26 protein-coding genes are annotated in these 26,994 nt (G+C 53.8%); 3 read left to right on the plus strand and 23 right to left on the minus strand.

Annotated elements, in window-relative coordinates; all coding sequences use genetic code 11:
- The first annotated feature begins 59 nt into the window (after positions 1-59).
- Entirely contained in the window at positions 60-233 is a 174-nt protein-coding gene (locus PRECH8_RS07710) for a hypothetical protein (protein ID WP_200966515.1), read from the plus strand.
- Positions 234-312: 79 nt separating this feature from the next.
- Here the strand turns inward: PRECH8_RS07710 and PRECH8_RS07715 are convergent, their stop codons facing one another.
- The 4 genes from PRECH8_RS07715 to PRECH8_RS07730 are packed head-to-tail and all read right to left on the minus strand — an operon-like array spanning position 313 to position 2,572.
- Positions 313-1,074 carry an ABC transporter ATP-binding protein gene (locus tag PRECH8_RS07715; RefSeq protein WP_200966516.1) on the minus strand — a complete coding sequence of 254 codons (762 nt, stop codon included), beginning with the start codon at positions 1,072-1,074 and terminating at the stop codon, positions 313-315.
- Positions 1,075-1,076: 2 nt separating this feature from the next.
- A complete protein-coding gene (locus PRECH8_RS07720; RefSeq protein ID WP_200966517.1) occupies positions 1,077-1,415 on the minus strand; it encodes a cyclic-phosphate processing receiver domain-containing protein in 339 nt (112 codons plus the stop codon).
- Between the two features lie 45 nt (positions 1,416-1,460).
- Positions 1,461-2,300, minus strand: coding sequence for a deoxyribonuclease IV (locus PRECH8_RS07725; protein ID WP_242457488.1), 840 nt, complete (start codon positions 2,298-2,300; stop codon positions 1,461-1,463).
- Positions 2,297-2,572, minus strand: a complete 276-nt coding sequence (locus tag PRECH8_RS07730; protein WP_242457489.1) for a DNA-formamidopyrimidine glycosylase family protein — start codon at positions 2,570-2,572, stop codon at positions 2,297-2,299. The genes PRECH8_RS07725 and PRECH8_RS07730 overlap by 4 nt, the downstream gene beginning before the upstream one ends.
- Positions 2,573-2,789: 217 nt before the next feature.
- On the opposite strand from PRECH8_RS07730, the gene tlp reads away from it, so the two are divergent.
- Positions 2,790-3,008, plus strand: coding sequence for a small acid-soluble spore protein Tlp (tlp, locus tag PRECH8_RS07735; protein ID WP_200966518.1), 219 nt, complete (start codon positions 2,790-2,792; stop codon positions 3,006-3,008).
- Positions 3,009-3,078: 70 nt separating this feature from the next.
- On the opposite strand, the gene rnz is transcribed toward tlp, so the two are convergent.
- The 6 genes from rnz to PRECH8_RS07765 all read right to left on the minus strand — a co-directional run bounded on the left by rnz (position 3,079) and on the right by PRECH8_RS07765 (position 10,415).
- Positions 3,079-4,002 (minus strand): ribonuclease Z, encoded by a 924-nt coding sequence (gene rnz, locus PRECH8_RS07740; protein ID WP_200966519.1) that lies wholly within the window; start codon positions 4,000-4,002, stop codon positions 3,079-3,081.
- Positions 4,003-4,047: 45 nt separating this feature from the next.
- Positions 4,048-7,497 carry a methionine synthase gene (metH, locus tag PRECH8_RS07745; RefSeq protein ID WP_200966520.1) on the minus strand — a complete coding sequence of 1,150 codons (3,450 nt, stop codon included), beginning with the start codon at positions 7,495-7,497 and terminating at the stop codon, positions 4,048-4,050.
- A 367-nt stretch (positions 7,498-7,864) separates the two neighbouring features.
- Complete coding sequence (locus PRECH8_RS07750) at positions 7,865-8,668, minus strand: HAD family hydrolase (RefSeq protein ID WP_200966521.1); 804 nt, start codon at positions 8,666-8,668, stop codon at positions 7,865-7,867.
- Positions 8,669-8,728: 60 nt separating this feature from the next.
- Complete coding sequence (locus tag PRECH8_RS07755) at positions 8,729-9,241, minus strand: methyltransferase (protein WP_200966522.1); 513 nt, start codon at positions 9,239-9,241, stop codon at positions 8,729-8,731.
- Between the two features lie 248 nt (positions 9,242-9,489).
- Positions 9,490-9,681 carry a DUF896 domain-containing protein gene (locus PRECH8_RS07760; protein WP_200966523.1) on the minus strand — a complete coding sequence of 64 codons (192 nt, stop codon included), beginning with the start codon at positions 9,679-9,681 and terminating at the stop codon, positions 9,490-9,492.
- A gap of 275 nt (positions 9,682-9,956) precedes the next feature.
- On the minus strand, positions 9,957-10,415 hold the full coding sequence (locus PRECH8_RS07765) for a LysM peptidoglycan-binding domain-containing protein (RefSeq protein WP_200966524.1): 459 nt from the start codon (positions 10,413-10,415) through the stop codon (positions 9,957-9,959).
- 192 nt (positions 10,416-10,607) lie between these two features.
- Between PRECH8_RS07765 and lexA the strand changes: the two genes are divergently transcribed.
- On the plus strand, positions 10,608-11,228 hold the full coding sequence (gene lexA, locus PRECH8_RS07770; protein ID WP_200966525.1) for a transcriptional repressor LexA: 621 nt from the start codon (positions 10,608-10,610) through the stop codon (positions 11,226-11,228).
- 230 nt (positions 11,229-11,458) lie between these two features.
- Here the strand turns inward: lexA and PRECH8_RS07775 are convergent, their stop codons facing one another.
- The 13 genes from PRECH8_RS07775 to mutS form a co-directional block, all read right to left on the minus strand.
- Entirely contained in the window at positions 11,459-11,650 is a 192-nt protein-coding gene (locus PRECH8_RS07775) for a hypothetical protein (RefSeq protein ID WP_200966526.1), read from the minus strand.
- A 238-nt stretch (positions 11,651-11,888) separates the two neighbouring features.
- Positions 11,889-13,217 carry a type I glutamate--ammonia ligase gene (glnA, locus tag PRECH8_RS07780; protein ID WP_200966527.1) on the minus strand — a complete coding sequence of 443 codons (1,329 nt, stop codon included), beginning with the start codon at positions 13,215-13,217 and terminating at the stop codon, positions 11,889-11,891.
- A 33-nt stretch (positions 13,218-13,250) separates the two neighbouring features.
- Positions 13,251-13,664 carry a MerR family transcriptional regulator gene (locus tag PRECH8_RS07785; RefSeq protein ID WP_200966528.1) on the minus strand — a complete coding sequence of 138 codons (414 nt, stop codon included), beginning with the start codon at positions 13,662-13,664 and terminating at the stop codon, positions 13,251-13,253.
- A gap of 149 nt (positions 13,665-13,813) precedes the next feature.
- Positions 13,814-15,082 carry a methionine gamma-lyase family protein gene (locus PRECH8_RS07790; RefSeq protein ID WP_200966570.1) on the minus strand — a complete coding sequence of 423 codons (1,269 nt, stop codon included), beginning with the start codon at positions 15,080-15,082 and terminating at the stop codon, positions 13,814-13,816.
- A gap of 143 nt (positions 15,083-15,225) precedes the next feature.
- Positions 15,226-16,521: a GTPase HflX gene (gene hflX / locus PRECH8_RS07795; protein ID WP_200966529.1), complete on the minus strand. Its 1,296-nt coding sequence runs from the start codon at positions 16,519-16,521 to the stop codon at positions 15,226-15,228.
- A 51-nt stretch (positions 16,522-16,572) separates the two neighbouring features.
- Entirely contained in the window at positions 16,573-17,559 is a 987-nt protein-coding gene (locus PRECH8_RS07800; RefSeq protein WP_242457490.1) for an AAA family ATPase, read from the minus strand.
- A gap of 162 nt (positions 17,560-17,721) precedes the next feature.
- Entirely contained in the window at positions 17,722-18,420 is a 699-nt protein-coding gene (locus PRECH8_RS07805) for an alpha/beta hydrolase (RefSeq protein WP_200966530.1), read from the minus strand.
- Positions 18,421-18,599: 179 nt separating this feature from the next.
- On the minus strand, positions 18,600-18,836 hold the full coding sequence (gene hfq, locus PRECH8_RS07810; protein ID WP_200966532.1) for an RNA chaperone Hfq: 237 nt from the start codon (positions 18,834-18,836) through the stop codon (positions 18,600-18,602).
- A 164-nt stretch (positions 18,837-19,000) separates the two neighbouring features.
- A complete protein-coding gene (gene miaA, locus PRECH8_RS07815) occupies positions 19,001-19,987 on the minus strand; it encodes a tRNA (adenosine(37)-N6)-dimethylallyltransferase MiaA (RefSeq protein WP_200966533.1) in 987 nt (328 codons plus the stop codon).
- Positions 19,987-20,763 carry a class I SAM-dependent methyltransferase gene (locus PRECH8_RS07820; protein WP_200966534.1) on the minus strand — a complete coding sequence of 259 codons (777 nt, stop codon included), beginning with the start codon at positions 20,761-20,763 and terminating at the stop codon, positions 19,987-19,989. Before PRECH8_RS07820 ends, miaA begins: the two co-directional genes overlap by 1 nt.
- Complete coding sequence (gene mutL / locus PRECH8_RS07825) at positions 20,763-22,652, minus strand: DNA mismatch repair endonuclease MutL (protein ID WP_200966535.1); 1,890 nt, start codon at positions 22,650-22,652, stop codon at positions 20,763-20,765. The genes PRECH8_RS07820 and mutL overlap by 1 nt, the downstream gene beginning before the upstream one ends.
- A gap of 54 nt (positions 22,653-22,706) precedes the next feature.
- Positions 22,707-24,245, minus strand: coding sequence for a S41 family peptidase (locus tag PRECH8_RS07830; protein WP_200966536.1), 1,539 nt, complete (start codon positions 24,243-24,245; stop codon positions 22,707-22,709).
- A 15-nt stretch (positions 24,246-24,260) separates the two neighbouring features.
- Entirely contained in the window at positions 24,261-26,993 is a 2,733-nt protein-coding gene (mutS, locus tag PRECH8_RS07835) for a DNA mismatch repair protein MutS (RefSeq protein ID WP_200966537.1), read from the minus strand.
- Between the last annotated feature and the right edge of the window lies 1 nt (position 26,994).

A 26,994-nucleotide genomic window follows, 5' to 3' on the forward strand; every position in this document is an offset into this window, starting at 1 on the left:
ACGTTATATAATAATCCAGTAAAACAAAAAGCTAATAAATGGGAGAGGGCGGAAACCATATGGCATCTTATGATCATGCGAACTTTACCAGACAGAACGAGATCCTGAAGAAACGGATCTCCTCGATGCTCCTGAAGGAATATACCAAGGGGCTCGACAGCAACGAAATCTACATCAAACGCGCGGCGATTAAACAGCTTTACACCATGCTGAACCATCAGTCCCATCGATGAGCAAAGGCTGTCCCTGCTGCGGCAGAACCATGGGTTACTGCCACAGCAGAGACAGCCTTTGTTTAGGATGAATCATCAATTATACCTTCAGCCACGGACGCCCGCGATCCCAATCCACGGTAACGTTCATATCATATACCTCGGATAGATAAGACGATGTCAGTATCTCTTCCTTGGGACCGGCGGCAAGGATGCGTCCGCCTCGAATCAATGCCGCGTGGGTAAAGACGGGGATGATCTCTTCGCTGTGGTGCGTCACATATACCATCTGGAAATCACGGTCCTGTAGCTGCTGAATATCCGCCAGGAATTTCTCCCGTTCATAGAGATCGAGTCCGGCACAGGGCTCGTCCATCAGCAGGATCCGCGGCTCCTGCATCATAGAACGGGCAAGCAGCACTTTCTTCCGCTCCCCTTGCGACAATGTCCCCAACGGCTGATCCTTCAGATAGCTGATCTGCAGCCGTTCCATCCATTCCATCGCCTGCTCGATCGTGTCGCTTGGCAGCTTCTGATAGACCCGCAAGAAGCCGTGTTTGCCCGACGCCACGATCTCCCAGACAGGATCACGAAGGGAGAATTTCTCGATCAGGGATTGGCTCATATAGCCGATCGAGCGGCGAATCTCCCGTACATCCACTTGTCCGTACACATGGCCGAGTACGGTAATCTTCCCGCTCGTCGGGAATAGATAGCCGTTCATCATCTCGAGCATCGTGGACTTGCCCGAACCATTCCGCCCGAGGATCACCCAGTGTTCCCCCGGCTTCATATGAAGGGTTACATCATCGAGGATCACTCGCTCCTCGCGGATCAATCGAATGTTCTCTAAGCTGATCAAACCTAACTGCCTCCTGTAGATACCCGCTTCAGCACCTCTGCCGGCATCGGGTGTTCATAAACCACAACATGATCCGGCTTATGTGCCTGCAGAAGTCGATACATACTCATTCTACCCGATGCACTGGACGAATGTAAATAAATCTCGTTTGCATAGTATCCGTTTTCAACCATTTGCACGACAAGATCATATCCCGTCGGTTGACCGAAACCCAGATCATGATCGAGCGACAGGATATTGACATCGTAATTTTTTAGCAGCTCGATGCATTCCTCAACATTACGCGCGAGTACAAATCCTTGCGGGCAGGGGCGAAAATCATCCAGATACACATTAATCATGCAAATCTTTCTCCTTTATTCCGTATTCTGACCCCTTTTTCTTTATCATCTAATCATACTCAGATATTGGTAAATTTGTTTCGTGTGGTCATCCATATTTTGTGCCGGCGTTTCTAAAATGTGCGGAATTTGTTGAAATTTCCGATCGGACAGAAGTGATGCAAATCCTTCCCAGCCGATTCTCCCTTTGCCAAGGGGGGCATGGCGGTCTTTGAGCATGCCGCTTGCATACACCGAATCATTCAGATGAATCGCATGAACATGTTCCCAGTAGCCGAGTTCTTCCCCGCGGCTGAGAAGCTCGGCGCTGTTCGCACCATTCCAGATGCCGCTCGCAAAGGCATGGCAGGTGTCAAAGCAGAACCCGATGCGCTCCGGTGCAGCGCATAACTTGCGAATCTGTGTCAACTCCTCCAGGGTCGTCCCCATGCGCCGGCTGTCCCCCGCTTGGTTCTCAAGGAGGATGAGCGCTTCACCGGACCAAGAAGCAAGGACCTCGTTCAGATTGCGGATGATGAGCTGATAGCCGCGAAGCGGGTCCACGCCCTTGTACTTGCCAAAATGGACAACCAGTCCATAGGCGCCGCATGCATCACAGATCTCCAGATCATTTAGGATCGAGCGAATCGTAAGCTGTCTCACCTCTTCATCTTCTGCAGCTAAGTTCGTCGGATAGGGGGAGTGGATGATGCTGCGGATATCGTACTCACGGATGAACTGACGGCAGGCTTCCGCATCCTTAGCCGAATAGGCTTTGACTGTGAGGGAACGCGGGTTTTTGGCGAAGAATTGATAGGCTTTCAGACCAAGCCTTACCGCCGTCTTCGCAGCAGCCAGATAACCATGCCGAATGCTGAGATGGATTCCGATATACACCGCGCTCACCTTTGACAGTTCCTACAATAATACGTTTTTCGTGAGCGTAAGGTTGCAAGATTGATGGGCTGACCGCAGCGCGGGCAGGGCTCGCCTTCCCGATCATAGACACGGCTTTGCTCAACCAGTGCAGGCTTTAGCAGCGTGCGTTTGGCGCGGAATTGTTCGACGGGAATATTAATCGAGCGTTCCCGCTGGATCTCGACGGAAGCGATCGGGCGATACACAATTAGAGGCAGCAGTAAGCGGCGGTAAGTTTCCATCTCCGGCAGTTCGGGCATGGTCTCCCTCCTTATCTTGTCTGAAGTTAGAGCGTGAAGTTAGAGCGTATAACAAAGTCCATCCTACATTATGTCCAGTTCCTGCAACTTCCAACGGATATGGGGATCTATGTCATCTCTTGGAAGAGGATGTGAGCAGGATCGCGGCATAAGTTCCGGAGAGATGGGCAATTTAGAGGTGGGTGATCCATCATTGAATTCACAAGGAGGCGATCCCATGACAAAACCTGACGATCGAAGTGACAATGTGGAGAAACTGCAGGAGATGACGCAAAATACGCTGAAACGTTTCCACGAGGCAGAGGAATACCTGGAACTGCATGCCGATGAGATGAACCCGGAACAAGTCGAGCAGATGCAAGCCAAGAATGAGCGGCGGCTCGAAAGCGTTCGCGGATTCCGAGAAGAGATCAAAGATGAGGTAAGCGACCACTAAAAGGCCAAATAAACTCCCGCTGGACGTGCAGCGGGAGTCCTTATTGCTATAGATCGTTCGCCTCTATATATTACTTTCGAGGAATCGGGTGCTGATAACCATCATAAGCAGCATATACAGGCTTATGATAACGGGAAGCTTCCTGGATCAGCCATGCCAGATCTTCTCTGTTGTAACGGGAGCTGAAATGCGTCAGGATCAGTTCTCCCGCCCCCGCTTGCGCTGCGATCTCCGCAGCTTGCCGTGTCGTCGTGTGATAATATCGCCGGGCAAGCTCTGCCTCAGCCTCTGCAAAGGTGGCTTCATGAACCAATACATCCACAGTTTGCGCCAGCTGCAAGGCATTCGGCGCGGGACGGGTATCACCGAGGATCGCCAGCTTGCGGCCGGGGATATCCGGTCCTACATACCGCTTGGGATCCAATAGACGGCCTTCATACGCGATCGGTTCCTTGCTAAGCTTGATCTGTTGGTAGATCGGTCCCGGCAGAATACCATCCGCGATGAGGCGGTCCCGATCCAATCTTCCCGGCAGATCGTGTTCGACGATGCGATAACCGTAGCTGTCGATGCGGTGTTCCAATCTGGCGCAGCTGATCGTAAACTGCTCGTCCTCGAAGATGACACCTTCTTGCAGCTCCTCAATGCGCAATTCGTAATCCAGATGCGAGCCGCTGACCTGCAGAGAGGTCTCGATGAATCTTGCCAGCCCCGCAGGACCGAAGATCGTAAGCGGCGTTGTGCCTCCGTGATACGAGCGGCTGGACAAGAGCCCCGGTAAACCGTAGATGTGATCCCCGTGCAGATGAGTGATGAAGATATATTCCAAACGGCTCAGCTTCAGCGGAGAACGCATGATCTGGTGCTGCGTCGCCTCGCCGCAGTCGAACAGCCAGAACGTTCCCCGCTCTTCGTTCAGGGCCAGGGCCACGGCCGTTACATTCCGCTCAGGTGAAGGGATTCCCGCCCCCGTTCCAAGGAAGATAAGTTCCATTGTTGCGCCTCCTGCCTTTACCATTCGAGCAGTTATGCCCAGGATTTATCGTTCGATTTTGTCTACATTAAAATAGCGTGCCTCTGGATGTGCGAAGACCATCGCCGAGACCGATGCCTCCGGATCCATCATGAAACCTTCGGTCAGATGAACGCCGATATCCTCAGGTTTCATGAGCGCGAATAATTGGGCTTGATCCTCTAGATTCGGACAAGCTGGATACCCGAAGGATACGCGAATCCCCCGGTACCGCGCTGCGAAGCGCTGCTGCATCGTCATATCGACGGGATCCGGGATTCCCCATACATCGCGCATGATATGGTGGAGGCGCTCGGCAAAGGCTTCCGCCGTTTCCAAGGCGATGGACTGCAGAGCATGGGATTTGAGATAATCCCCCTGCTCCTTCCACTGTTCAGCCAGTTCCATGATGCCGTGACCGCAGGTAACGACGAGGAAACCGACGTAATCCATCTCGCCGCTTTCCCGCGATCTGATGAAATCGGCCAGGCAGAGATAGGGCTCCACTTGCTGACGCGGGAAGGTAAAGGTCTGCAGTACCTTGCTGTGATCCGCCGGATCATAGATGTAGATGGTGTTGCCCTCCGATTGGGCCGGGAAAAACTGATACATTCCCTGCGGTTTTAGGACGCCCAGCCGGGTCGCTTCTTCATAGATCCCATCTACGAGCTGCTTCAACTGCAGAGCTTTCTCGTCCCCTTCCTCGAGGAGCCGCGACACCTTGCCCTTCAAACCGAGGTGATGTCCGAGAAGCATCTGCATATTCACATAAGGACGCAGATACTCCACTGGATAGTCGCGCAGGATATGGCGCTCCAGATCCGGCGGTACCATCACTTCGACATCCTGGCTGACATTCGATCGGACAGGTGCGGCGGATTTTGCTGCGGCTGCCGCGCGGCCGGAACCTTGGACATCCGATTCCTTCACCTTGCGCAGCTCGTCCACCAGTTGCTGACGCTCCTCCGGATTCATCAAGCGATTCGCCAGTTCCAGTCCGTTCATCGCATCCTTCGCATACAGCACCAAACCGTCGTATTCCGGTGCGATGCGGGTGTTCGTAAATTTGCGGGTCAGGGCAGCTCCGCCGACGAGAATCGGGATATCGATGCCCGCCTGTTTGAGATCCTGGGCAGTCAGCACCATCTGCTGCGCAGACTTCACCAGCAGGCCGGAGAGCCCGATCATATCGGGTTTCTCCTTGTGATACGCTTCAATGAGCTGTTCCGGCGGGACTTTGATCCCGAGATTCACGACTTCATAGCCGTTATTAGAGAGGATAATCTCCACGAGATTCTTCCCGATATCATGGACATCGCCCTTGACCGTTGCGAGCAGCATCTTTCCCTTGGTCGCCGTCTCCGTCTTCTCCATGTACGGTTCCAAGAAGGCAACGGATGCCTTCATCACTTCTGCCGATTGGAGAACTTCTGCAACGATCAGCTCATTGTTGTTAAACAGCCGGCCCACTTCATCCATGCCCGCCATCAGCGGCCCATTGATGATATCGAGGGGAGCATAGTGTTTCAACGCTTCCGTCAGATCTTCGATCAGACCGTCTTTGCTGCCCTCTACAACATAGGAAGCCAGTCTCTCTTCCAAGGTCATATTCGCCTTGTCATTCTCTCTTACCTTCGCCTTGCGCTCTCTGAAGTATGCAACAAATGCCCCAAGCGTCTCATCATTGGTGTTGAAGATGAGGGCTTCCGCAAGCTTCCGCTCCTGCTCAGGAATCGAAGCATAGCGCTCCAGCTTCTCCGTATTGACGATCGCATAATCGAGCCCGGCCTTCGTGCAGTGATAGAGGAAGACGGCATTCAGCACTTCTCTGCCCGCCTCAGGAAGCCCGAAGGAGACATTGCTGATCCCGAGGATCGTATGGCATTCGGGCATCGCTTCCTTGATCATGCGGATGCCTTCGATCGTCTCCTCGGCCGCGCCGATATACTGCTCGTCCCCCGTTCCTACCGGGAACACCAGCGGATCGAAGATGATGTCCTGCGGTTTGATGCCGTATCGGTTCACCAGCAGATCATAGGAACGCTTCGCGATCCGCAGTTTATCATGGCGCGTCACCGCCATGCCTTGCTCGTCGATCGTGCCGACGACAACGGCAGCGCCGTAGCGATGGATGAGCGGAACGACCCGCTGGAATTTCTCCTCCCCGTCTTCCAGGTTAATCGAGTTGATGATCGCTTTGCCCTGCGAGTACTTCAGACCAAGTTCAATAACCTCTGGATCCGTCGTATCGATGACGAGGGGAACCTTCACCTTCTTCGTCACATACTGCAGGAACTTCTCCATATCGGCTTTCTCATCGCGCTCGGAATCCTGCAGACAGATATCGATGACATGAGCGCCGCCCTTGACCTGCGCTCTGGCGATCTCCGAGGCTTCGTCGAACTTTCCTTCAGCGATCAGCCGTTTGAATTTCCGCGATCCCAGCACATTCGTGCGCTCGCCGACCAAGAGCGGCTTGTTCTCCGGCTCCACATAGATGGCCTCGATGCCGGAGACGGCCGGCGGATGCTGGCCGAAGGTTCTGCGCGGCTCGTACTGCTTCATCGTCTCTGCCAGCACGCGGATATGCTCCGGCGTCGTGCCGCAGCAGCCGCCGGCGATATTGAGCCAGCCCTGCTCTGCAAAGCCCGCCATCTTCGCTGCCAGGGATTCCGGAGACTCATGGTAATGCCCGTTCTCATCCGGCAATCCGGCATTCGGATAGCAGCTGATCGCCGTGCCGGCGATGGTGGACAGCGTACGGATATGGTCGCGCATGAACTCTGGACCCGTTGCGCAGTTCAAACCGATGGAGATCGGTTCGAGATGCTCTAACGAGATATAGAAAGATTCGATATTCTGACCAGCCAACGTCGTGCCCATCGGCTCGATCGTTCCCGAGATCATGATCGGCAGCGTCTTGCCTGACTCTGCGAAGGCTTGTCTTATGCCGATGCTCGCCGCCTTCACATTCAGCGTATCCTGGCACGTCTCGAGCAAGATGAGATCTACCCCGCCTTCGATCAATGCCAGCGTCTGCTCATAGTATGAATCGACCAGCTGATCGAAGGTCACGCCGCCTGTAACCGAGAGCGTCTTCGTCGTCGGACCGACGGCGCCTGCGACGTATCTCGGCCATTCCTCTGTGGAATATTTGTTCGCTGCCTCCACAGCCAAGCGCGCCGCAGCCAGATTCAGCTCACGCGCCCGGTCGGCGATCTCATACTCCGCCAGGACGATGGATGTCGCGCCGAAGGTGTTGGTCTCGATGATATCCGCACCGGCCTCGAGATAAGCCTCGTGAATCATGCGGATGACATCGGGCCGCGTCACATTCAGCAGCTCATTGCAACCGTCGTATGCTTCACCGCCGAAATCTTCAGCGGATAGATTCTGCTGTTGGATCATCGTTCCCATCGCGCCGTCGAGGATCAATATTTTTCTCTTTAACTGTTCTCGAATATCTGGTTTGATCATGTGATCATCTCCCCTTCTCCTACCCACGGGTTTATTAACATAAAATGATGCATCTCATCAGTTCCGTACCGAACATGGAACAAGCATCATTCATCACACATTGTCATAGGAACGCACCAGTCAAATCCATCCCAATCGATCATCTTGTAGCCTATAGTTTAACAGATGTAGATTCTTGTGAGAAGTAGATCACGTAGAACGATAGGTCAATTATACCATTAATCTATTATTAATCATATCGATAAAGGTGGATTTATGGTGGCAAAGCCCTGAATTTGCAGGTTTCACCAAACTTTCGCCATGCCGGATAGACAGAAGACCCCCAATGCAGTGCATACATTGGAGGTCTTCTAGAGGTCTATGTGCCTCATCCGGCCTTGTCGATCTCATCGATCACGCGCTGTAAGTCACGCAAGGTAGTGATCTCATACCGCGGCTGAATCTCCCCGTCCGCGCTCATACCGCGGCGATTGATCCATACTGAAGCGATCCCTGTCCGATTCGCTCCCAGGATGTCCGTCGTCAGTTTGTCCCCGACCATCACGGCTTCCTGAGGTTCAACTCCAAGCAAGCGAAGCGCTTCTTGGAATAGCCGCTCATCCGGCTTGCCGTATCCGTAGTTGCCGCTGATCATGATATGGTCGAAGTACGGCGGAAGCTCAGGCACACCGTTCAGCTTCTCCTGCTGCAGATCCGGTGAACCATTCGTAAGCAGGAGCAGTTTATAGCGCTGCTTGAGCTGATCCAGCACTTCGAAGGTTTCTTCATAGACATAGGAGCGTTTGCGCCGTTCTTCCGGGAACCGTTCCCCTAGCTTCTTCCCTAAGTCCGGATCATCGACGCCCAGAGCGCGGAGCCCCTTCGTCCATGCATCGGCGCGGTACTGCGGAACGATGCGCTGCAGCCGGCGGAAATGCTCATCCTCGCCTGCCTCAAACTTCCCCCACAATCCTTCGAATGGGTTGATCCCGATGTTCACCGTGAACGGATAGGTCTCATAGGATTCGTACAATGCTCGTGCTTCCCTGCGCACAACCTCCTCAAGCCTCGCAGGATCCACGCCTGCCTCCTGGGCAGCAACCTGGCATGTCGCTTGAAATGCTTCGTCGACGCTGCGCTCATCCCAAAGCAGCGTATCATCCAGGTCGAACAATACAGCTTTCACCGTCATGGTTCTCCAGCTCCCTCCACCTTAACGAAATCCCCGGCGCGATCGCGATGATGCCTGCCGTTATTTCGTCAGATTGATATATTTGATCTGATTCTTGAGGGCAAACTCCCTCAGACGATCAGCCATCGCCGGTATATCGAAGAGATTGATCACCTTGCTGAACACCCAGAGCTTGTCGGATGAACGTTGTTTGATCACGATATTGTGCTTCTCAACTTGGATGAACTCGATGTCCTTCGCATTCAGCACTCGTTCTCGTCCCCATTTGCGTGTGGCAAGATCCGTCTTGCTGACCTTCAAGTAAGGCTTGCGGAAAGCGAAGAACCAGATCCCTAACAACAAATACGCGATAAAAGTAATCCAATACATCGTTTCAGATGACTGCACGCCGTAGTACAAGATGCCGTATAACAGCCCTACGCCGATAAATAATACCGGCAGCAAAATGCTCCGTCCCGTATAGAGATCATAATTCACTTTGCTGTTCACCGTTGTACGCCCGGCACGTTTGCGATATTCATTTACTTTCTGCTGGTTGCGATAGACCATGCGTTCCCATTTGCGCGATGACATCCTTATGCCCCCTGATCGTAGAATTCCATATTCTCTATTATAAAAGATCAAACCTCTAAAATAAAATCATAGGACAATAGGAAGATTATATAAGCGTCCAAGCGCCGTCTTCAAAGATAGAAAGTTTCACGTTACGTGATTGATCCAGATGAAACGGTTTAATCCAGAACCGTGAGTCTGTTCGATCTTTAACCGGTTCAAACCATGGATCATAGATCCCTGTGATCCAATAGGAAGCGTATGATCCGTTAATGCTTGAGCTGATCATCCGAATCCACGAAACGAATGTTCTCCAGATGCCCGCGCAGCGAAGCGCGGATCCCTTCAAGATACAGCTTGCGAAGCTTCTTCTGTTCGACAAGCTCCTCAGTGGTCAGTCCAACGGTCTTCTGTTTCTTGAATAGTTCATTAATGCGTCTAATCTGCTCGTCTGTGATCATCGTCTTGGCTCCCTCCTGTGTACATATCAATACTTTGACATCCGCCATGGGGAAAGTCAAGAGAACCCGCACAGCAGGCATTAGCCATAGAAAAACCGCCTTGCTGAGAGGCGGTTGTGTCGCGATTATTCGTTAGTTGATCATGATCCCAGAGGATGGCTCCTCTTACTCCTCGATGCTTCAAAAAAAGCAATGCTGAACGTTCGCGCTGGCTGATCCAGTTCAAAGATGGCATATGATCGATTCGAGATCCTCCATCCCGCTGCCCCCAGCGGTTATGGCAGCCTCAGCAGCATCCCCTCATACAGTATGCTGCCCGTTAAGCCGTTCATGTCCTTCAATCGTCCGATGTAATCATGGATATGGACGTGCTTAGGTTTATGTTCTCTGGCAATCTTCCATAAAGTATCACCGGCTTGCACTTTCACCGTGGCCCCCTGTTCAAATCCGCTGTCCCCTGGGTTTCCCTCATCGCCGCCGTATGGCTGAATCTGATCGACCCTCGCTTCAGCATAAGGATTCGCAGCCGATGAAGCGAATACGGAACTATTGCCTATAAGCATGCCGATCAATATGCCTAAGAACAAAACGGTCAAGATAACGGCTGTCATCTTGCGGTTCATAAAAAATAAAGCATAATGCCTGTGACGGCCGCGCTGGCCTCGTTTCGTCTTCGATCTATGATGGTGGTCATGTTCCGTTCCCATATATCCCAAAACAGTCACTGCAACCATAGATACATCCTCCAAACATTTGTTCTGGTTATATCATAATACGAACAAACGTTTGTGTCAATAAGAAATATGAAAAAGTTAGAAAGACCGTGATGAATATAAATAAGTAAAAACTCGAACTTATGTTTGTACGAACTGCGGTTCTGTGTTATTATTTACCTAGGAGAATCCAGTAAACGGAGTGATTACAATATGACCAAGCTATCGAGCAGACAGCAAGCAATCCTTGATTTTATTAAACACGAAGTACGCACCAAGGGTTACCCTCCCTCCGTCAGAGAGATCGGTGAAGCGGTTGGCTTGGCCTCCAGTTCTACGGTTCATGGTCATCTCGACCGCCTGGAGAAGAAAGGCCTCATCCGCCGGGATGCTACGAAACCCCGCGCGATTGAGATCACGGACGGTTCTCTGGACAGCAATGTCTTCCCTGAATCCGTTGCACGCGTACCGCTCATCGGCAAGGTAACTGCTGGCGTTCCAATATTAGCTACCGAGAATATCGAGGATTACTATCCACTGCCTGCTCATATGGTCGGCGACCATACGGTATTCATGTTAGCCGTCGTCGGCGACAGCATGATCGAGGCAGGCATCCATGACGGAGACTATGTCATCGTCCGCCAGCAATCAACGGCGAACAACGGCGATATCGTAGTGGCGATGACCGAGGATGATGAAGCGACGGTGAAGCGGTTCTACAAGGAAAGCGACCATATTCGCTTACAGCCGGAGAACTCAGCCATGGAACCGATTCGCTTGCGCAATGTGAAGATTCTCGGCAAGGTCATCGGACTTTATAGGGAGATCTATTAATCACAAGCAGATCGGCAGTGCAATAGCGCTGCCGATTGTTCATGTGATGGGCAATGCCCCAAGGACAAAAACCTTCGATCGAGTTCTTCTCCTTCACTTCTCGGTCTATATTGATTAGGACAATAACCGCAAAAAGCTGGCTGTGCATGGATCATTATTAAGAAAACTCGTATAAAACTATCCGGACTTGCCGAGGCTTAAAACGCGCCGAACCAGAGCATCTCCATCGATCATGCCGAAAGCGGAAATAAAGCGAGGATCTGATCCATATGGAAGGTGCGATATCCCCGTTTCTCCTGATCATAGGCGAGCACGAGGCTGCCCTTCACGCGGTGAACGGTGACGATCCGCTTACTGCATCTGTGCATCCGATCCATATAGATGAGCTCCACACTTCTGCCGATATAGCGATCCATCCTCATCATGTCCCCCTCCTGGGCTTATGGACTGAGCGAGATTCAGCGGTCATCGTGTGATCCAACATTCATGCGAACATACATTCTGTCTCTTATCTATATTATATACTCGAATATACGTTCGCATTCAATGGGAATGATCAAATTTTTCTCGTGTTCCATCATGCACAGCAAAAAAAGACTGCCAATCGTGGGAATCGGCAGTCTAAAGATAAGGGCTTGTCCGTTTTATCTTAATATGTCCTTAATATAAAGTCATGTATTGGTCGCGTTCCCATTGATGAACATGGGTACGGTACATATCGTATTCGATCTCTTTGAGTTCGAGGAAATTCGTCAAGGCATGTTCGCCGAGGGCGTCACACATCACTTCATCGCGCACGAGTTCATCGATCGCTTCCCGCAGCGACTTCGGCAGGCTGGGGATGCCGTTCTGGATGCGCTCTTCCTCGGACATGATATAGATATTGCGATCCACCGGCTCCGGCAGTTCCATCTTCTTCTCGATACCATCCAAACCGGCGCGCAGCATAACCGCGAGAGCTAGATAAGGATTGGCCGATGGATCGGGACTGCGCACCTCGATGCGCGTGCTTAAGCCGCGGGAGGCAGGGATGCGGATCATCGGGCTGCGGTTGCTTGCCGACCAAGCCACATAGCAGGGCGCTTCATAACCGGGTACGAGGCGTTTGTAGGAATTGACCGTCGGGTTCGTCACCGCGGTGAAGGCCCGCGCATGGTACAAGATGCCCGCCATGTATTGACGCGCGGTCTCGCTTAGACCCAGTTCATCATCCGGATCGTAGAAAGCATTGGTATCGCCCTTGAACAGCGAGAGATGGCAGTGCATCCCGGAGCCGTTCATCCCGAACAGCGGCTTCGGCATGAATGTGGCATGCAAGCCGTGCTGTCTGGCGATGGTCTTCACGACGAGTTTGAAGGTCTGGATCTGATCCGCGGCCGTTACGGCGTCCGCATATTTGAAGTCGATCTCGTGCTGTCCCGGGGATACTTCATGATGGGAGGCCTCGATCTCGAAGCCCATCTCCATAAGCGTCAACACGATCTCACGCCGGCAGTTCTCCCCGAGGTCCGTAGGCGCAAGATCGAAATATCCGCCGTGATCATTCAGCTCCAGAGTCGGGGCCCCGCGCTCATCGGTCTTAAACAGGAAAAACTCCGGTTCCGGACCGACATTCATCGCGGTGAACCCCATCTCTTCGGCGATCTTCAGGTTCCGCTTCAAGATGTTGCGCGGATCCCCAGGGAAAGGCTGTCCATCCGGCAGATAGACGTCGCAGATCAGACGCGCGACGCGGTCCGTTGTCACCCAGGGGAAGATAACCCAGGTGTTGAGATCCGGATAGAGATACATATCCGACTCCTCGATCCTTACATATCCTTCGATGGAGGAACCGTCGAACATCATCTTGTTGTCCAAGGCTTTCTCCAGCTGGTTAACCGGGATCTCAACGTTCTTAATCGTTCCCAGCAGATCTGTAAACTGCAGCCGGATGAATTTTACGTTATTATCTCTTGCTTGTTTGAGGATGTCTTCCTTTGTATACCCCACATGAACAACTCCTTCATCATTGTCGAACGCGTGTTATGTTTTGAAAAACCTTGCAAGCTCTCCTTGCAATAAGGTTGTCCTATTGTATCGATTGCCCGTTAGCATCTGGTGCTTCATCAACCGGCGGAACTGCTTGGAATCTGCAAATTTCCGCCGTTGTTCTTCGCTCTGCGGTGTGATGACTGTCGCTTCTTCTGAGTCCGAATTGACCGGCTTCAGCATCTGTTTAATCCCCGCGATATTGACGCCCTTCTCGATGAGGCTCTTGATCTCCAGCAATCGCTCTACATCGTTAAAGGAGAACAGACGCTGGTTGCCTTTGGTGCGTGCAGGTCTAACCAGTCCATGCTGTTCATAGTAACGAATCTGCCGCGCAGACAGGTCCGTCAGTTTCATCACCGTACTGATCGGAAACAAGGCCATGTTGCGACGGAGTTCATCACTCATGGGACCACACCACCTAATTTAGTTATTGAAGTTACCCATCATTGTATCATGTTCAGATAAGGTGTCAATCGATGTGAGGTTTGTGAACACACACTGTTACTGCTTGCCTGGGCAACCCAGATATGAGCGGATCGTGATCCAGGTCGTCCTCAGATCTTGGCCGGATCGATTCGCCCGCTCTGGACCAGATGATCAAGCGCTGTTAGTACTCCCAGCTTCGCATGGGCATAGGTTAGTCCACCCTGTACATATGCAATATAAGGTTCACGAATCGGCGCATCCGCCGAAAGCTCCAAACTTCCCCCTTGGATAAAAGTGCCCGCAGCCATAATGACTTGATGTTCATATCCAGGCATATCCGACGGAACCGGCACGACGTGGGAATCGATGGCCGAAGCCCGCTGGATCCCTTGAACAAAAGCGATCAATTCCTCCGCATCATGGAAGCGAATCGCCTGAATGATGTCCGTCCGCGGTTCATCCACCGTCGGCGAGGTCACATAGCTTAGTTCTTGGAAGACCGCTGAAGTCAGGATGCTTCCCTTCAGAGCTTGTCCAACGGTATGAGGAGCCATGAACAGCCCTTGATACATCAGCGCCGTGGCCCCAAGCATCGCACCTACTTCACCGCCGAGACCCGGCACCGTCAGACGATAAGCCGCAAGATCCACATAGCGTTTCTTGCCGACGATATAGCCGCCGGTATGCGCCAGGCCGCCGCCGGGGTTTTTGATCAGGGAGCCTGCCATCAGGTCAACGCCGACTTCCGTCGGTTCATAGATCTCCGCAAATTCGCCGTAACAGTTATCAACGAAGATGATGAGATCCTGGCGAATCGCGCGGATCTGATTCACCATCTCCGCAATATCGGCGATGCTGAAAGAACGCCGCCAAGAATATCCGCGGGAACGCTGTATGCCGATCACCTTCGTCTGCGGGGTGACTGCCTGCCGCACAGCGTCCCAATCAACGGAACCATCCTCGCGCAGCGCCACTTCGCTGTAGGAGATCCCAAGATCCCGCATGGAGCCGGTTCCGTCCCCCTCTTGGCCGATCACTTTGTGAAGCGTGTCATAAGGCGTGCCTGTGATGTACAGAAGGTGATCTCCCGGCCGCAGCACCCCGAAGAGCGCTGTGCCGATCGCATGGGTGCCCGATGCGAAGTGCGGCCTTACCAGCGCAGCTTCTGCACCGAATACATCCGCATAGATCTGATCCAGCACCTCTCTGCCTAGATCATTGTATCCATAACCTGTGGAGGAATTCAGATGGAAGTCGCTGACCCGCTGTGCTTGGAAAGCTTCGATCACCTTCGCTTGATTGTACTCCGCAGTGCGTTCCACCCCTTCAAAATAAGGCTTGGCTAAATTCTCTGCTCTTTCGATTAGATCTTTGTATCGTTCGAACAATTCGCGCATTCGTGCTGTCAATGTGTCTACTCTCCTCGTCCCTGATAATAATCAATCGATAACGCAAGCATATAAGTGCGGACTCTAACCAGCCTATGGCAGAGCCCATTCACCAACATAGCATAAAGTCATGACAAAAACATCCGCCGCGGCTATTCCACACGATAATCCTCGAGCTCGCGGGCAACTTGCGCGAGAATCGAGGACCTCGCGCTTACCCGGAGCAGGATCGATTCCGCCTCCGCCTCCTCTTCTTCCTGACGAACGACCCCGCCTATGCGATAGATCTTTGCGATGAGATCACCGCGGATGATCGGAATGCGGTACAGGTGCTCCTCTTCCTCTAACCTGTCTTGCAGATATTGGACAACGCGTTCAAGATCCTCATCGCTGTAGGCAGAGATCCTCATCCAGGGATCCTTCGCGATCAGCGTATCCTGCTCTTCCGGCGTGAGCAGGTCGATCTTATTGAATATGACGATCCTGTCCTTGCCTTGTGCTCCGAGTTCCGCAAGCACCTCTTCGACAACGGCCATCTGCTGATCCCGCATCGGCGATGAACTGTCAACGACATGCAGGATGATGTCCGCTTCATTGACCTCCTCCAGCGTAGCGCGGAAGGCGGCAACCAGGTCGTGAGGCAGGTTCTGGATGAAGCCGACGGTATCGGTCAGCACCAGGTCCAATCCATTCGGCAGCGTCAATCGCCGCGACGTTGGGTCGAGGGTTGCGAACAGATTATCCTCCGCTAACACATCCGCCTTCGTCAAGCGGTTGAGCAGCGTCGATTTGCCCGCATTGGTGTAGCCGACAAGCGCGAGCTGTGTGACTCCGGAACGACGTCGCTTTGTGCGGTGCAGCTGTCGGTGGCGCTTCACCTCTTCGATCTGCTCTTTGAGGTCGCGGATCCGCCGCTGGATATGTCGGCGGTCCGTCTCAAGCTGCGTCTCCCCGGGACCGCGGGTACCGATGCCCCCGCCGAGGCGGGAGAGATTCTTGTAATGCCCCGCGAGTCTCGGCAGCAGGTACTGCAGCTGCGCCAGTTCCACTTGCAGCTTTCCCTCTCTTGTCTTCGCCCGTTGAGCGAAGATATCGAGGATGAGCTGCGTGCGGTCGATGATCTTCGCATCGATCGCCGACTCCAAGTTGCGCACCTGAGCGCCGGATAATTCCTGGTTGAAGATGATGACGTTGGCCTCATGCATCTCCTTCAGCATGCGGATCTCTTCAACCTTGCCTTTGCCGATATACCAAGCGGCGTCGATGCTGTCCCGATATTGGACGACCGTTTCTACCGTTTCTACGCCCGCCGTCTCCGCTAAGCTCCGCAGTTCTTCGAGGGAATGTTGTACGGCTTCTTCAGGCTGCTCTTTCGCCTTCATCTCGACAGTGACAAGAATCGCTCTTTCTTGTACGGTTGATTGGGTTTCGATGGGAGATCTTCTCATATCGCTTAGCTCCTATGTAACATGTTGGGTGGTTCTAATCATAGATCCCGATTACAGGTAGATCTGATGGCGACCGCTGGGGTCGATCTTAAGATCCTCTGGACAGATCTGCATCAATTCCTGTTTGGTTATAGACCCGGACGGATGCTGCTTAAGCAGCCTCACCGCTTGTTGGCGGATACAGCGTTCGATCGTATTGCGCACAAACCGGGCATTGCTGAAGCCGCGCAGGAACTTCGCCCTTTCCTCTTGCAGATAGTGTTTGAACCGCATGAAGGTTTGCGGCAGGAAGACATATTCCCGCTCCTTCAGCATCTTCTCTGCGATCATCAGCAGCTGATCCAGTGTATAGTCAGGAAAATCAATCTGAATCGGAAACCGCGAAGGAAGTCCGGGGTTCATCGCCATAAATTCATCCATCTCATCAGGATATCCCGCTAAGATCAAGACAAACTGATCCTTATAATCCTCCTGAGCCTTGACCAAGGTATCGATGGCTTCCTTGCCAAAATCCTTCTCTCCGCCCCGCGTCAGGCTGTAGGCTTCATCGATGAACAGCACGCCGCCGAGGGAGCGTTTGATAAGTTCCCGGGTCTTAATCGCCGTATGACCGATATATTCGCCGACCAGATCCGCCCGCTCCGCCTCGATAAAATGTCCCTTGCTCAGTACGCCCATCGTGCGAAAGAGCTTCGCGATCAGCCTGGCGACGGTAGTCTTCCCCGTGCCGGGATTGCCGCGGAATATCATGTGGTAGACTTGCGGGCTGCAAGCGAGCCCGGCTTCCGCCCGATATTGAGCAATCTGCAGAAGCGCATAGATCTCGAAGATCGTCTCCTTGACCTGCTCCATGCCGACCATCTCATCCAACTCGCGCGCAATCTCTGCGAAGGGCTCCGGTGCACCCGCTGTCTCCGACCAGCGCTTCGCCTTCGTCCTCGCCCCTGCTTCCGCTTCATCGACTCGCCGCAGGATGACATTGATCTGACGGGACGGCGGTGGAGATGTTCTTACAGAAGCCACTACATGATCGCTCAATCTAGGCACCACCTTCTGATCGTCATGTTATCACCTGCACGCGTTAACTAACATGACATAAGCCGCAGGCTGTCGCCCGTATGCCGTATGTGATCAGCTGCAGGTTATAAGCTATATATACGCAGCAGCCCAGAAATCGTGACATGAACTTGCTTAGATCTCCTATGAGTGAACCAGGAAACGCTCAACGGAGGTGACGACCTCTTCCTGTTCCACATCCCAACAGATCACATGTTTCGAACGCGGAAACATGATGACTTCCGTCCGGCCGGGGATCACCCTGCGCAGGTAATCAGCACTTCGCGGATGCACGATCTGATCGCGGCCCGATTGACAGATCAAGGTCGGCTGTCTGACGGAGCGGAACTCGCGGCGCAGCCTAGAGGCCAGCCTGACGAACTGCATCACCGCCGACTGAGGGATCTTCGCGATCCTGCGAAAATGGGAGAGATCCCGGCGGCGAAACTTCTCCAGGAAGAAAGAGATATACCTGCCCGGACTGATATAGATGACTGCGGCATTCAGAAGAACGACCCGATCCACCGGATAGCGATTCGCGATATAGGCAGCGAGCAGGCCGCCCATGGAGAACCCGACAACGGAGAAAGAGCCGTATCGTTTAGCACAGGTCTCTGCCTCTTCCTCCGCTTCTTTCAGCCAATCCATCCAGTTCACTTCGCCGATCCTCGCGAACCCATCCTCGTGTCCCGGCAGATAAGGTGCCCGGCAGTTCCAGCCATGGGCTTCAAGCATATGCGTAATCGGCTCTACATCGGAAGGGGCGCCGGTAAACCCGTGCAGGAGCAATGCACTTCGGTTTGCAGGAATCGTATGTTGAACCTCCTCGGTTTCGAAACTCATCGTATCTCGTAACCTTCCTATCCGTATGGTAATCTATGATCTCTGTTTATTTTTCCATACATCGCTATATTTTATCAAGATTAACAGGTTCGCAAAGCGCAAAAAAGCTGACTCCAGTCGCACCAGCAACCGAATCAGCTTCGTAAGCCCTTACATCATCCTAACCAACATCACCCGGATTAGGATTCTGCAGGTTCAGGCATCAGATTGATATTGCGCTGCGGCGTAAAGGTCGAAATCGCATGCTTGTAGATCATCTGCTGCCGCCCTTCACTGTCAAGGATAACCGTGAAATTGTCAAAGGCGCGCACGACTCCGCGGATCTGGAAGCCGTTGGTCAGATAGACGGTGACCGGTACATTGTCCTTACGCAGTTGATTCAGGAAATGGTCTTGAATATTAATGGGTTTGTTCATGGGATGAAACCTCCTATATATATTGGCGATCATAAGTCCGAGCTTAATCAGCTGACTTTAAAGCATACGATTGAATGATGAATGGCGGGCGGGCAGCGTTCGCATCGTCTTCACCGCGCAAAGCTCCTGTTTATAAGGTGATGGAGGCTGCCGACGGCCGCTGATCATGCATCAGAGTAAAATTTATTCCTAATTATATCATTAATTCTGGCAAGATTGGAATCGAATTTTGCCCGGTCCGTGACGTCGATCCAGATGATGCCGCGCATATGCCGAAACCAGGACAACTGGCGTTTGGCGAAGCGACGCGTGTTGCGTTTAAGCAGTTCGATCGCATGTTCCCTATTATATTCGCCGAGCAGATATCCTATGATCTCTTTATACCCCAAACCTTGCATAGAAATCAATCCCGGACCATATCCGCTGTCCAATAAACGCTGCACTTCTTCGATCAATCCCTGTTCGATCATTAGATCCACGCGCTGTTCGATATTGCGATACAGCTGGCTGCGCTCCATCGTCAGACCGATGATGCAGGTATGATACGGCGATTCCTTGGGCTGCTTGGCCAGGTATTCGGTCAGCGTGCGCCCCGTCAGATGATAGACTTCGAGAGCGCGGATCACACGGCGGATATCATTCTCATGCAGGCGGTCAGCAGATGCAGGATCGATCTTCCGCAAGCGGTCATGCAGCGCCTTGGCACCATGGGTCTCGGCATAAGCCTTTAGTTCCTGGCGGAAGGTTTCATCCTGTCCAGCCTCGCTGAAGCGATAGCCGTAAACCACGGACTGGATATAAAGTCCCGTCCCGCCTACGATGAAGGGCAGTTTGCCGCGGGAGGCGATCGCTTCAATCGCCCGCGTGCATTCCTCCTGAAAGTCCGATACAGAATAGGCTTCATCCGGATCGCGAATATCGATCAGATGATGGGGCACCTTCGCCCGCTCTTCCGGGGTCGCCTTCGCCGTGCCGATGTCCATGCCCCGGTACACCTGCATCGAGTCGCCGGAGATGATCTCACAATCGAAGCTTTCGGCCAGTTTCAGACTGAGAGCGGTCTTGCCGACGGCCGTCGGTCCAACAAGCACCAGCAAATTGTGCCGCGGTTTGTCCTGTTGTGTTGTATTCACCTGTCCTGCTGTATCCATTAGATGCGAATCACTCCATACGCGATTTTCGAGTTGCGTCGATCATCTTCGACAAAGCCCAGTTTCGCAAACTGGCTGCTCCCCCGCAGTTCTTTCATCACCACGGCGCGCCGCGCCACGCGTCTTGCTTCCGCCACGGCTTCCGCGGTAATCGGCTGCTCGCACGCAAAGCTTCTAAGCGGCGCGATGCCGCTGGATTCTTCGATCGGCGAGCGGAACATCGGATCGAAATACACGATATCTGCACTGCGATCCGGCATCCCACTCAGAATCTTGCGATGATCGCCCTGCATCACCTCGATGCGGCGCATCGCTTCGTTGACTTCGGGCAGTTCCGTCTCGTAAGTGCGAAGCCCTTCGCGGACGATGAGGCTGACGGTGGGATCCGCTTCGATCGCGATCACCCGGCCGCGCTCGCCGACCGCATAGGAGAAGGTGAGCGCATCGGAACAAAGGCCGGCGGTACAGTCCACGATGGTGTCCCCAGGCTGAACGCCGGGAATCGTAAGCAGCGGTTCCTGTTCACCTGTGGCCAGCATCCGCTTGATGCGGAAGAAGGCCGAGCCGGGATGAAAAAACAGCGGCGGATTCGCCTCCCGGTAACACCTCAGCCCTTCCTCGGTAACCACCAATACATCTCTCACTTTATATCGGCGCTGTAAAGCGGAGATCGTCCGATTGCCCCGCTTCACCAGCCTGAGCCCAAGCTGCTCCGCCCAGCGCTCTGCTTCTTCAACCAGCCTGGGTGAAGGACGGAAGGAAGTTGTCACGATCATCACATCACCCTTTTGAACATTTTCTCAAGTTCGTAAGTAGAGAAGCTGACGATGACGGGGCGCCCATGGGGACAGGTGAAGGGGTTGTCGCACGCTGCCAGCTGCGCGAGAAGCGATTCGATCTCCTCGCGGCTGAGATAGTCATTGGCCTTGAGCGAAGCTTTGCAAGCGGTAAGGATCGCGGATTGTTCCCGCAGCTTGGCTATATCCAGGGATCTGTCCTGCAGCACCCATTCCGTGATCTCCTGCAGGATCTCCAGTTCCTCGCCCTTCGGCATCCACTCCGGCACCGACCTTATTATAAATGTATTCCCACCGAAGGGTTCGAAGTAAACCCCGATCTGCGAAAATAATGCGGAGCGGGATCGCAGCACCTCCGCTTCGGAGGGTGTGAACTCCATCGTAATCGGCACGAGCAGTTCTTGGGAAACCTGCTCGGGCTGACCAAACTTGCGGTAGAAGCGCTCGTAATTAATCCGCTCATGGGCGGCGTGCTGATCGATGAGGAAGAGTCCCTCCTCATTCTCCGCGATGATATAGGTGCCGTGCACCTGTCCGATGACGCGCAGCTGCGGCAGCCTGCGGGATTCCGGCGATGCCGCCGGTTCCTTGGTCTCCAGATACGGCTGCCAATCGACGGAGGCGGCATCGGGAGTCGATGACTTGAGCGGCGATGCCGTTGCTCTGCGCCCAGCCTGCCCGTTATAAACCGTCCCAGTCTCAAGATCTGCGGTTCTCGGCTGATACAGGCCGTCTAATCCTCGCCGCATCATCCGGCCGCCTTCCTGCCGCTCCTGCGTCTCGCTTCCAGAGCCTCGTGTTGGAACGCTGTCTTGGAACTTGAGCTGCTCCTGGATGACGGCTTGACGCTCCTGGTGTCCGCGCAAGCGCGGGATCAGATCGGCGCCGCGCAGGACGCGTCCCAGCTCAGTCTCGATGAACTTCATCAGCTCGCGTTCCTTGCTGAACCGCACCTCGAGCTTCGCAGGATGGACGTTAACATCGACCAGCGATGGATCCATCGTCAGCTGCAGGACGACCAGCGGATAACGATTGATCGGCAGCAGCGTATGGTAAGCCTGAACGATCGCCGTCTGCAGCGCGTAGCTGCGCACATAGCGGCCGTTGACGATCGTCGTCATCCCATAGCGATTGGCACGCGTAAGCTCTGGTTTGCCGATCCAGCCGAACAGCGTAAAGTCGGCATCCTCGGCTTGCACCCGCAGCATGCTGCGCGCGGCGGCGGTGCCGTATACGGCGGCGATCGTCTGCAGAAGATCGCCCCCGCCCGGCGTTCGCAGCACGAGCTTATCATTGTGAACCAAGGTGAACGCGATGTTCGGATGGGCGAAGGCCAGCCTGTAGATATAATCGGAGATATGCCCGAATTCCGTCTGAATGGTTTTCATATATTTGAGCCTGGCAGGCGTATTATAAAAAAGATCCCGCACGGTGATATCCGTCCCCTTCGTCGTGCGGATATCCTCGATCTTCTTCACTTCCCCGCCTTCGATCACACAGATCTTGCCGAGACCGCTCTTATCTGTTGAAGTGATAAGCTCGACGCGAGCGACGGATGCGATGCTCGGCAATGCTTCACCGCGAAAGCCGAGGGTGCGGATCTGGTGCAGATCGCGGCTGTCCCGCACCTTGCTCGTCGCATGGCGCTGAAAGGCCGTCGGCACATCCTCCGGCGCGATGCCTCGGCCGTTGTCCGTGACGCGGATCAGGGTAAGGCCGCCCTCCTCGATCTGGATGCGCACCTGATCCGCGTCCGCATCGATGGCGTTCTCAACAAGCTCTTTGACCACGGAGGCAGGCCGTTCGACGACTTCGCCAGCGGCGATGAGATTGGCGACGTGCTCGTCCAATACATGTATGATCCCCATCACGAACCACCTCCGGTTAGTAGTCAAATATCTTAGTCAAATGGTCCAATATCGTTACTCGATCGACAGCGTTAAGACACCGTCGGCATAGGACCAGCTGAATCCCGCTGCTTCATCTGCAAAGCTGTTGAGCTCCAGATAGGTCATACCCTCTTGCTGTAACACTTCCGGTGCATCCAGGGAATAGCGGTAATCGGTATTATGCCCTTGCAGCACCACTTGTTGGGCCGCGCCGTCCCACGTCACCTGCAAGCCCGAAAGTGCAGCGAGTACCCGCGAATGAACATAGACGCGATCCTCTTGGACGATGTACGGCAGAGATTCATTAAAGTTAACGTCGTTAATTAACAGCTCATGCTGCGCTGCACGAAGCGTTAACTTCGTTAAGCCGACCTCGCGCAAGCCGGTTAACAATTGAGGAAGGCTGCCCTGAACTTCAAGATCCGGCTTAATCCCCACGCCGTTCACAGGATGGCCGTGCGGTGTCAGATATTCCTGAACCGTGGTTTTCAGCACGCCGCCGTTCGACAACGGAAAGATCGACTGCACGCTGCCTTTGCCGTAAGAAGGCACCCCGATCACCTTCGCCAGCTTATGATCCTGCAACGCACCTGCCAGCACTTCGGAGCCGCTCGCACTTCGCTCATCGATCAGGATGACCACAGGGACATCCAATTGGTTGCCGTTCTGGATGGAGATCGGGCTGTCCAGACCATCCTTATCCCGCGTATGCATGACAACGCCGTCGGCGAGAAATTCTCCTGTGATATAGGCCACGGTGTCCAAGTAACCGCCGGGATTGCCGCGCACATCGACGACGAGTCCTTTGAGACCTTTCTTCTTCATCTCTTTGACAGCTTCCTCAACCAATTCATCCGCATCGTTGGAGAACATCTTGATGTGGATATATCCGTAACCTTCACTGAACCAGCGGGTTTCCACATTAGGGATCTTGACGGGACGTCTCTCCATCTTGTAGGTCATCGGTGACCCGGCGCGGGAGATGGTGACTACCACGGTGGTGTTCTCGTCCCCGAGGATCATCTCAACGATCTCATCGGCAGTCATGGCCGTTGTATCCTGACCGTTCACGGCGATGATATAGTCCCCTTTCAGGATCCCGGCTTCCTGCGCCGGCGAGCCAGGGAACACATCCTGTGCATATACGCCGCGCTCGTCCTCGCCAAGCTGGATTCCGATGCCCACGTATTCCTGCTCGATGGAGCTTTGATACCCTTCCCACTCTTCTGCATTCATATATACCGTGTAAGGATCGTCGAGGGACTCAACCATCCCTCTGATCGCAGCGTCGACCAGCTGCTCTTGACTGACATTCTGCAGATGATGATCTCTTAATAAGTTCATGATCTCTTCAAGGACTTGCATGCCGTTCTTGGAAGAGGATTCGGCCGCATAGGTCGAGATCGGATAAGCGGCCAGCAGGACGAAGGTGAGAAGGCAGATGAGGAATTTGCGCTTGAGCGTCATGCTGCTGCTTCTGCGCATCGCTGAACCCGCCCGGGGATTCATGAGTAGTGTGGTTTGCGTGTTCGTCTTGCCGCTGAAAGTCGTGAAAAATTTGCCTTTCGTCATTGTGCTCACCCTTATTTATTTGATGGATTTTAGTTCCAGTATGAATTGCATCGCTTGCAGCGGAGTCATGTTCATGAGATCAGCTTCTTGAACACGCTTGTACACCTCTGCCGCGGGATGCGGCACATCGCTTATCTGGAGATTCTGTGCAGAAGGTACAGAATTTGCAGAAGTTGCTGCTGGCTGAACATCCGGCTGCAGGGTCTGCATCGCTGGCGGTTGGGCAGCATGGTGCTGCAGATCCGGCTGTCGCTGCTCGCTTGATTCTTGGATCGCCGCGACATCATCGAAGAGACTTAACTGCACGGGCTGGGAAGCCACGGCGGATTGCAGTTCGCTTGTGCGGATCTCCAGTGTATTCAGGATCTGATAAGCACGGCTGATGATCGATTCCGGCAAGCCGGCGATCTTCGCACAATAGATTCCGTAGCTCGTATCGGCCGCACCGCGGATTAACTTGCGCAGGAACGTTACCTCTTCGCCGCTTTCCTTCACATCCATGCGAAAGTTCTGCAGGTACTTAAGCGACTGTTCGAGATGGGCCAATTCATGAAAATGCGTGGACACCAACGTCTTGCAGCCGATCCGGTCATGGATATATTCGATCACCGACTGGGCTATCGCCATGCCTTCTCCCGTCGAAGTGCCGCGTCCCAATTCATCGATGATCACAAGGCTGCGCGGTGTAGCACGAGCGGTCATCTGTTGGATATCCTTCATCTCTACCATGAAGGTCGACTGCCCGCCGATGACATCATCGGCAGCGCCGATCCGCGTGAAGATGCGATCGACGATCGGCAGCGTTGCTTCTCCCGCCGGCACGAAACAGCCGATCTGCGCCATGATGGCGATATAAGCGACCTGCCGCATGTAGGTGCTCTTGCCGGCCATATTCGGTCCGGTGATCAGCATCATCCGGCATTCATCGTAACTCAGCTTGGTATCGTTGGCGATGAAGGGTTCATCGGCGCCAAGTACCGCTTCGACGACGGGATGCCGTCCTTCGATGATCTCCATATCATATTGATCGGTGATCAATGGCTTGCGATAACGTCGTTCGGCGCTTACCGTTGCAAGGGACTGCAAGGCATCGATGACAGCGATCATCTCCGCCGCTTTCTGCAAGCGCCCGGTCTCGGCCGCGATGCGTTCGCGGAGCCGGCAGAACAGATCGTATTCGATATCGACCATCTTCTCCTCGGCTTCCAGGATGAGCGCTTCCTTCTCCTTCAGCTCGGGGGTGATGAAGCGTTCCGCATTCGCCAAAGTCTGCTTGCGCTCATAGATGCCTTCCGGCAGAGCATGAAGATTCGCCCGGGTCACTTCGATGTAATAGCCGAATACCTTGTTGAATCCTACCTTCAAGGACTTGATGCCCGTACGCTCCCGTTCACGCTGTTCCAATTCAGCGATCCAGCGTTTGCCGTTGGTGCTGGCTTCCCGCAGCTGGTCCAGCTTCTCATCGCAGCCGGGTTTGATCAAACCGCCTTCACGCACGGAGATCGGCGGATCGTCAACAATCGTCTGCTCGATCCATTCAGCGATATCCTGACAGGGGTCGGTGTCCTGGACGAGCTGCTGCAAGGTCTCGGACCCCGAAGATACGGCCAGTTCGATCAGCTGCGGCACTTGCCTCAGAGACTGCTTCAGCGCATTGAGGTCACGGGCATTCGCCGTCCCATAGACGACCCGGCCGACGAGCCGTTCCATATCATAGATCTCGCGCAGCTGCTGCCTCAGCTCTTCCCGGGTGATCAGCTGTCCGACCAGGCATTCCACGGCCTCCTGCCGCTGTTCGATCTGCTGTTTGCTGAGCAGGGGCTTGTCCACCCAGCGGCGCAGCATGCGTCCGCCCATCGCCGTGACCGTCTTGTCCAGCAGCCACAACAGGGAGCCTTTCTTCGAGCGGTCGCGGCTGGTCTCTGTCAATTCAAGATTGCGCCGTGTGTATGGATCGAGGATCATATACTGCTGCTTGTCATAGCGGCGAATCTCGCGGATATGGGACAGAGACCGCTTCTGCGTATCGTAGAGATACGTCATAAGCTGATCGATGCAGATCCGGGCTGCGGAAGACAGAGCATCCAGCTCCTGCTGCGGAAAATGCCGCTCAGCGATCTCCGAATCCCTGGTCCCGCTGGTCGTGATCAGCATCTTCTTGTTCATCTGTTCATGGAATCTATGTACGACCGCTTGGAGGCCGCCTTCTGCGATCACCTCAGCCGGATCGTACGCATTGAGCTCCTCGTACAGCTGCTCCTGATCGGCCTCGAAGTCCGTCACGTACAGCTCTCCGGTGGACAAGTCGCAGGCCGCAATCGCCCAGCGCTGCCCGCCGTCTTGCAATGTCTCCTCAGCGACGGACATGATGAAGTTATTCGCCGAGCTCTGCAGCGTCTTGTCCTCCATGATCGTGCCCGGCGTCACGATACGCACGATCTCGCGGCGCACGACGCCTTTGGCTTCGGCGGGATCTTCTACTTGTTCACAGATGGCTACCTTATAGCCTTTCTCTATCAATCTAGCGATGTAGTTCTCGGCAGAATGATAGGGAACGCCGCACATCGGGATGCGCTCCTCCGCGCCGCCGTCCCGGCCGGTCAGCGTAATCTCCAGTTCCTTCGCTGCCAAGATCGCATCGTCGAAGAACATTTCATAGAAATCACCAAGCCGGAAAAATAAAAAAGCATCCGGCACCTGTGCTTTGATCTGCAAATATTGTTGGATCATCGGGGTATATTGGGCCAAT

The sequence above is a fragment of the Insulibacter thermoxylanivorax genome, from assembly GCF_015472005.1.
Classification (GTDB): domain Bacteria; phylum Bacillota; class Bacilli; order Paenibacillales; family DA-C8; genus Insulibacter; species Insulibacter thermoxylanivorax.

Bases quoted from the DNA above. Each gene is read 5' to 3' on its own strand.
- PRECH8_RS07775 (WP_200966526.1), bottom strand. From the start codon at position 11,650: ATGAGGATGGATCGCTATATCGGCAGAAGTGTGGAGCTCATCTATATG.
- PRECH8_RS07760 (WP_200966523.1), bottom strand. From the start codon at position 9,681: ATGATCACAGACGAGCAGATTAGACGCATTAATGAACTATTCAAGAAA.
- hfq (WP_200966532.1), bottom strand. From the start codon at position 18,836: ATGAACAAACCCATTAATATTCAAGACCATTTCCTGAATCAACTGCGT.
- PRECH8_RS07720 (WP_200966517.1), bottom strand. From the start codon at position 1,415: ATGATTAATGTGTATCTGGATGATTTTCGCCCCTGCCCGCAAGGATTT.
- PRECH8_RS07785 (WP_200966528.1), bottom strand. From the start codon at position 13,664: ATGAGTGATGAACTCCGTCGCAACATGGCCTTGTTTCCGATCAGTACG.
- tlp (WP_200966518.1), top strand. From the start codon at position 2,790: ATGACAAAACCTGACGATCGAAGTGACAATGTGGAGAAACTGCAGGAG.
- PRECH8_RS07765 (WP_200966524.1), bottom strand. From the start codon at position 10,415: ATGGTTGCAGTGACTGTTTTGGGATATATGGGAACGGAACATGACCAC.
- mutL (WP_200966535.1), bottom strand. From the start codon at position 22,652: ATGGGGATCATACATGTATTGGACGAGCACGTCGCCAATCTCATCGCC.
- PRECH8_RS07830 (WP_200966536.1), bottom strand. From the start codon at position 24,245: ATGACGAAAGGCAAATTTTTCACGACTTTCAGCGGCAAGACGAACACG.
- PRECH8_RS07710 (WP_200966515.1), top strand. From the start codon at position 60: ATGGCATCTTATGATCATGCGAACTTTACCAGACAGAACGAGATCCTG.
- PRECH8_RS07820 (WP_200966534.1), bottom strand. From the start codon at position 20,763: ATGATCGTGACAACTTCCTTCCGTCCTTCACCCAGGCTGGTTGAAGAA.
- hflX (WP_200966529.1), bottom strand. From the start codon at position 16,521: ATGAGAAGATCTCCCATCGAAACCCAATCAACCGTACAAGAAAGAGCG.
- metH (WP_200966520.1), bottom strand. From the start codon at position 7,497: ATGATCAAACCAGATATTCGAGAACAGTTAAAGAGAAAAATATTGATC.
- PRECH8_RS07790 (WP_200966570.1), bottom strand. From the start codon at position 15,082: ATGCGCGAATTGTTCGAACGATACAAAGATCTAATCGAAAGAGCAGAG.
- rnz (WP_200966519.1), bottom strand. From the start codon at position 4,002: ATGGAACTTATCTTCCTTGGAACGGGGGCGGGAATCCCTTCACCTGAG.
- PRECH8_RS07805 (WP_200966530.1), bottom strand. From the start codon at position 18,420: ATGAGTTTCGAAACCGAGGAGGTTCAACATACGATTCCTGCAAACCGA.
- lexA (WP_200966525.1), top strand. From the start codon at position 10,608: ATGACCAAGCTATCGAGCAGACAGCAAGCAATCCTTGATTTTATTAAA.
- miaA (WP_200966533.1), bottom strand. From the start codon at position 19,987: ATGGATACAGCAGGACAGGTGAATACAACACAACAGGACAAACCGCGG.
- PRECH8_RS07730 (WP_242457489.1), bottom strand. From the start codon at position 2,572: ATGCCCGAACTGCCGGAGATGGAAACTTACCGCCGCTTACTGCTGCCT.
- PRECH8_RS07750 (WP_200966521.1), bottom strand. From the start codon at position 8,668: ATGACGGTGAAAGCTGTATTGTTCGACCTGGATGATACGCTGCTTTGG.
- PRECH8_RS07755 (WP_200966522.1), bottom strand. From the start codon at position 9,241: ATGTCATCGCGCAAATGGGAACGCATGGTCTATCGCAACCAGCAGAAA.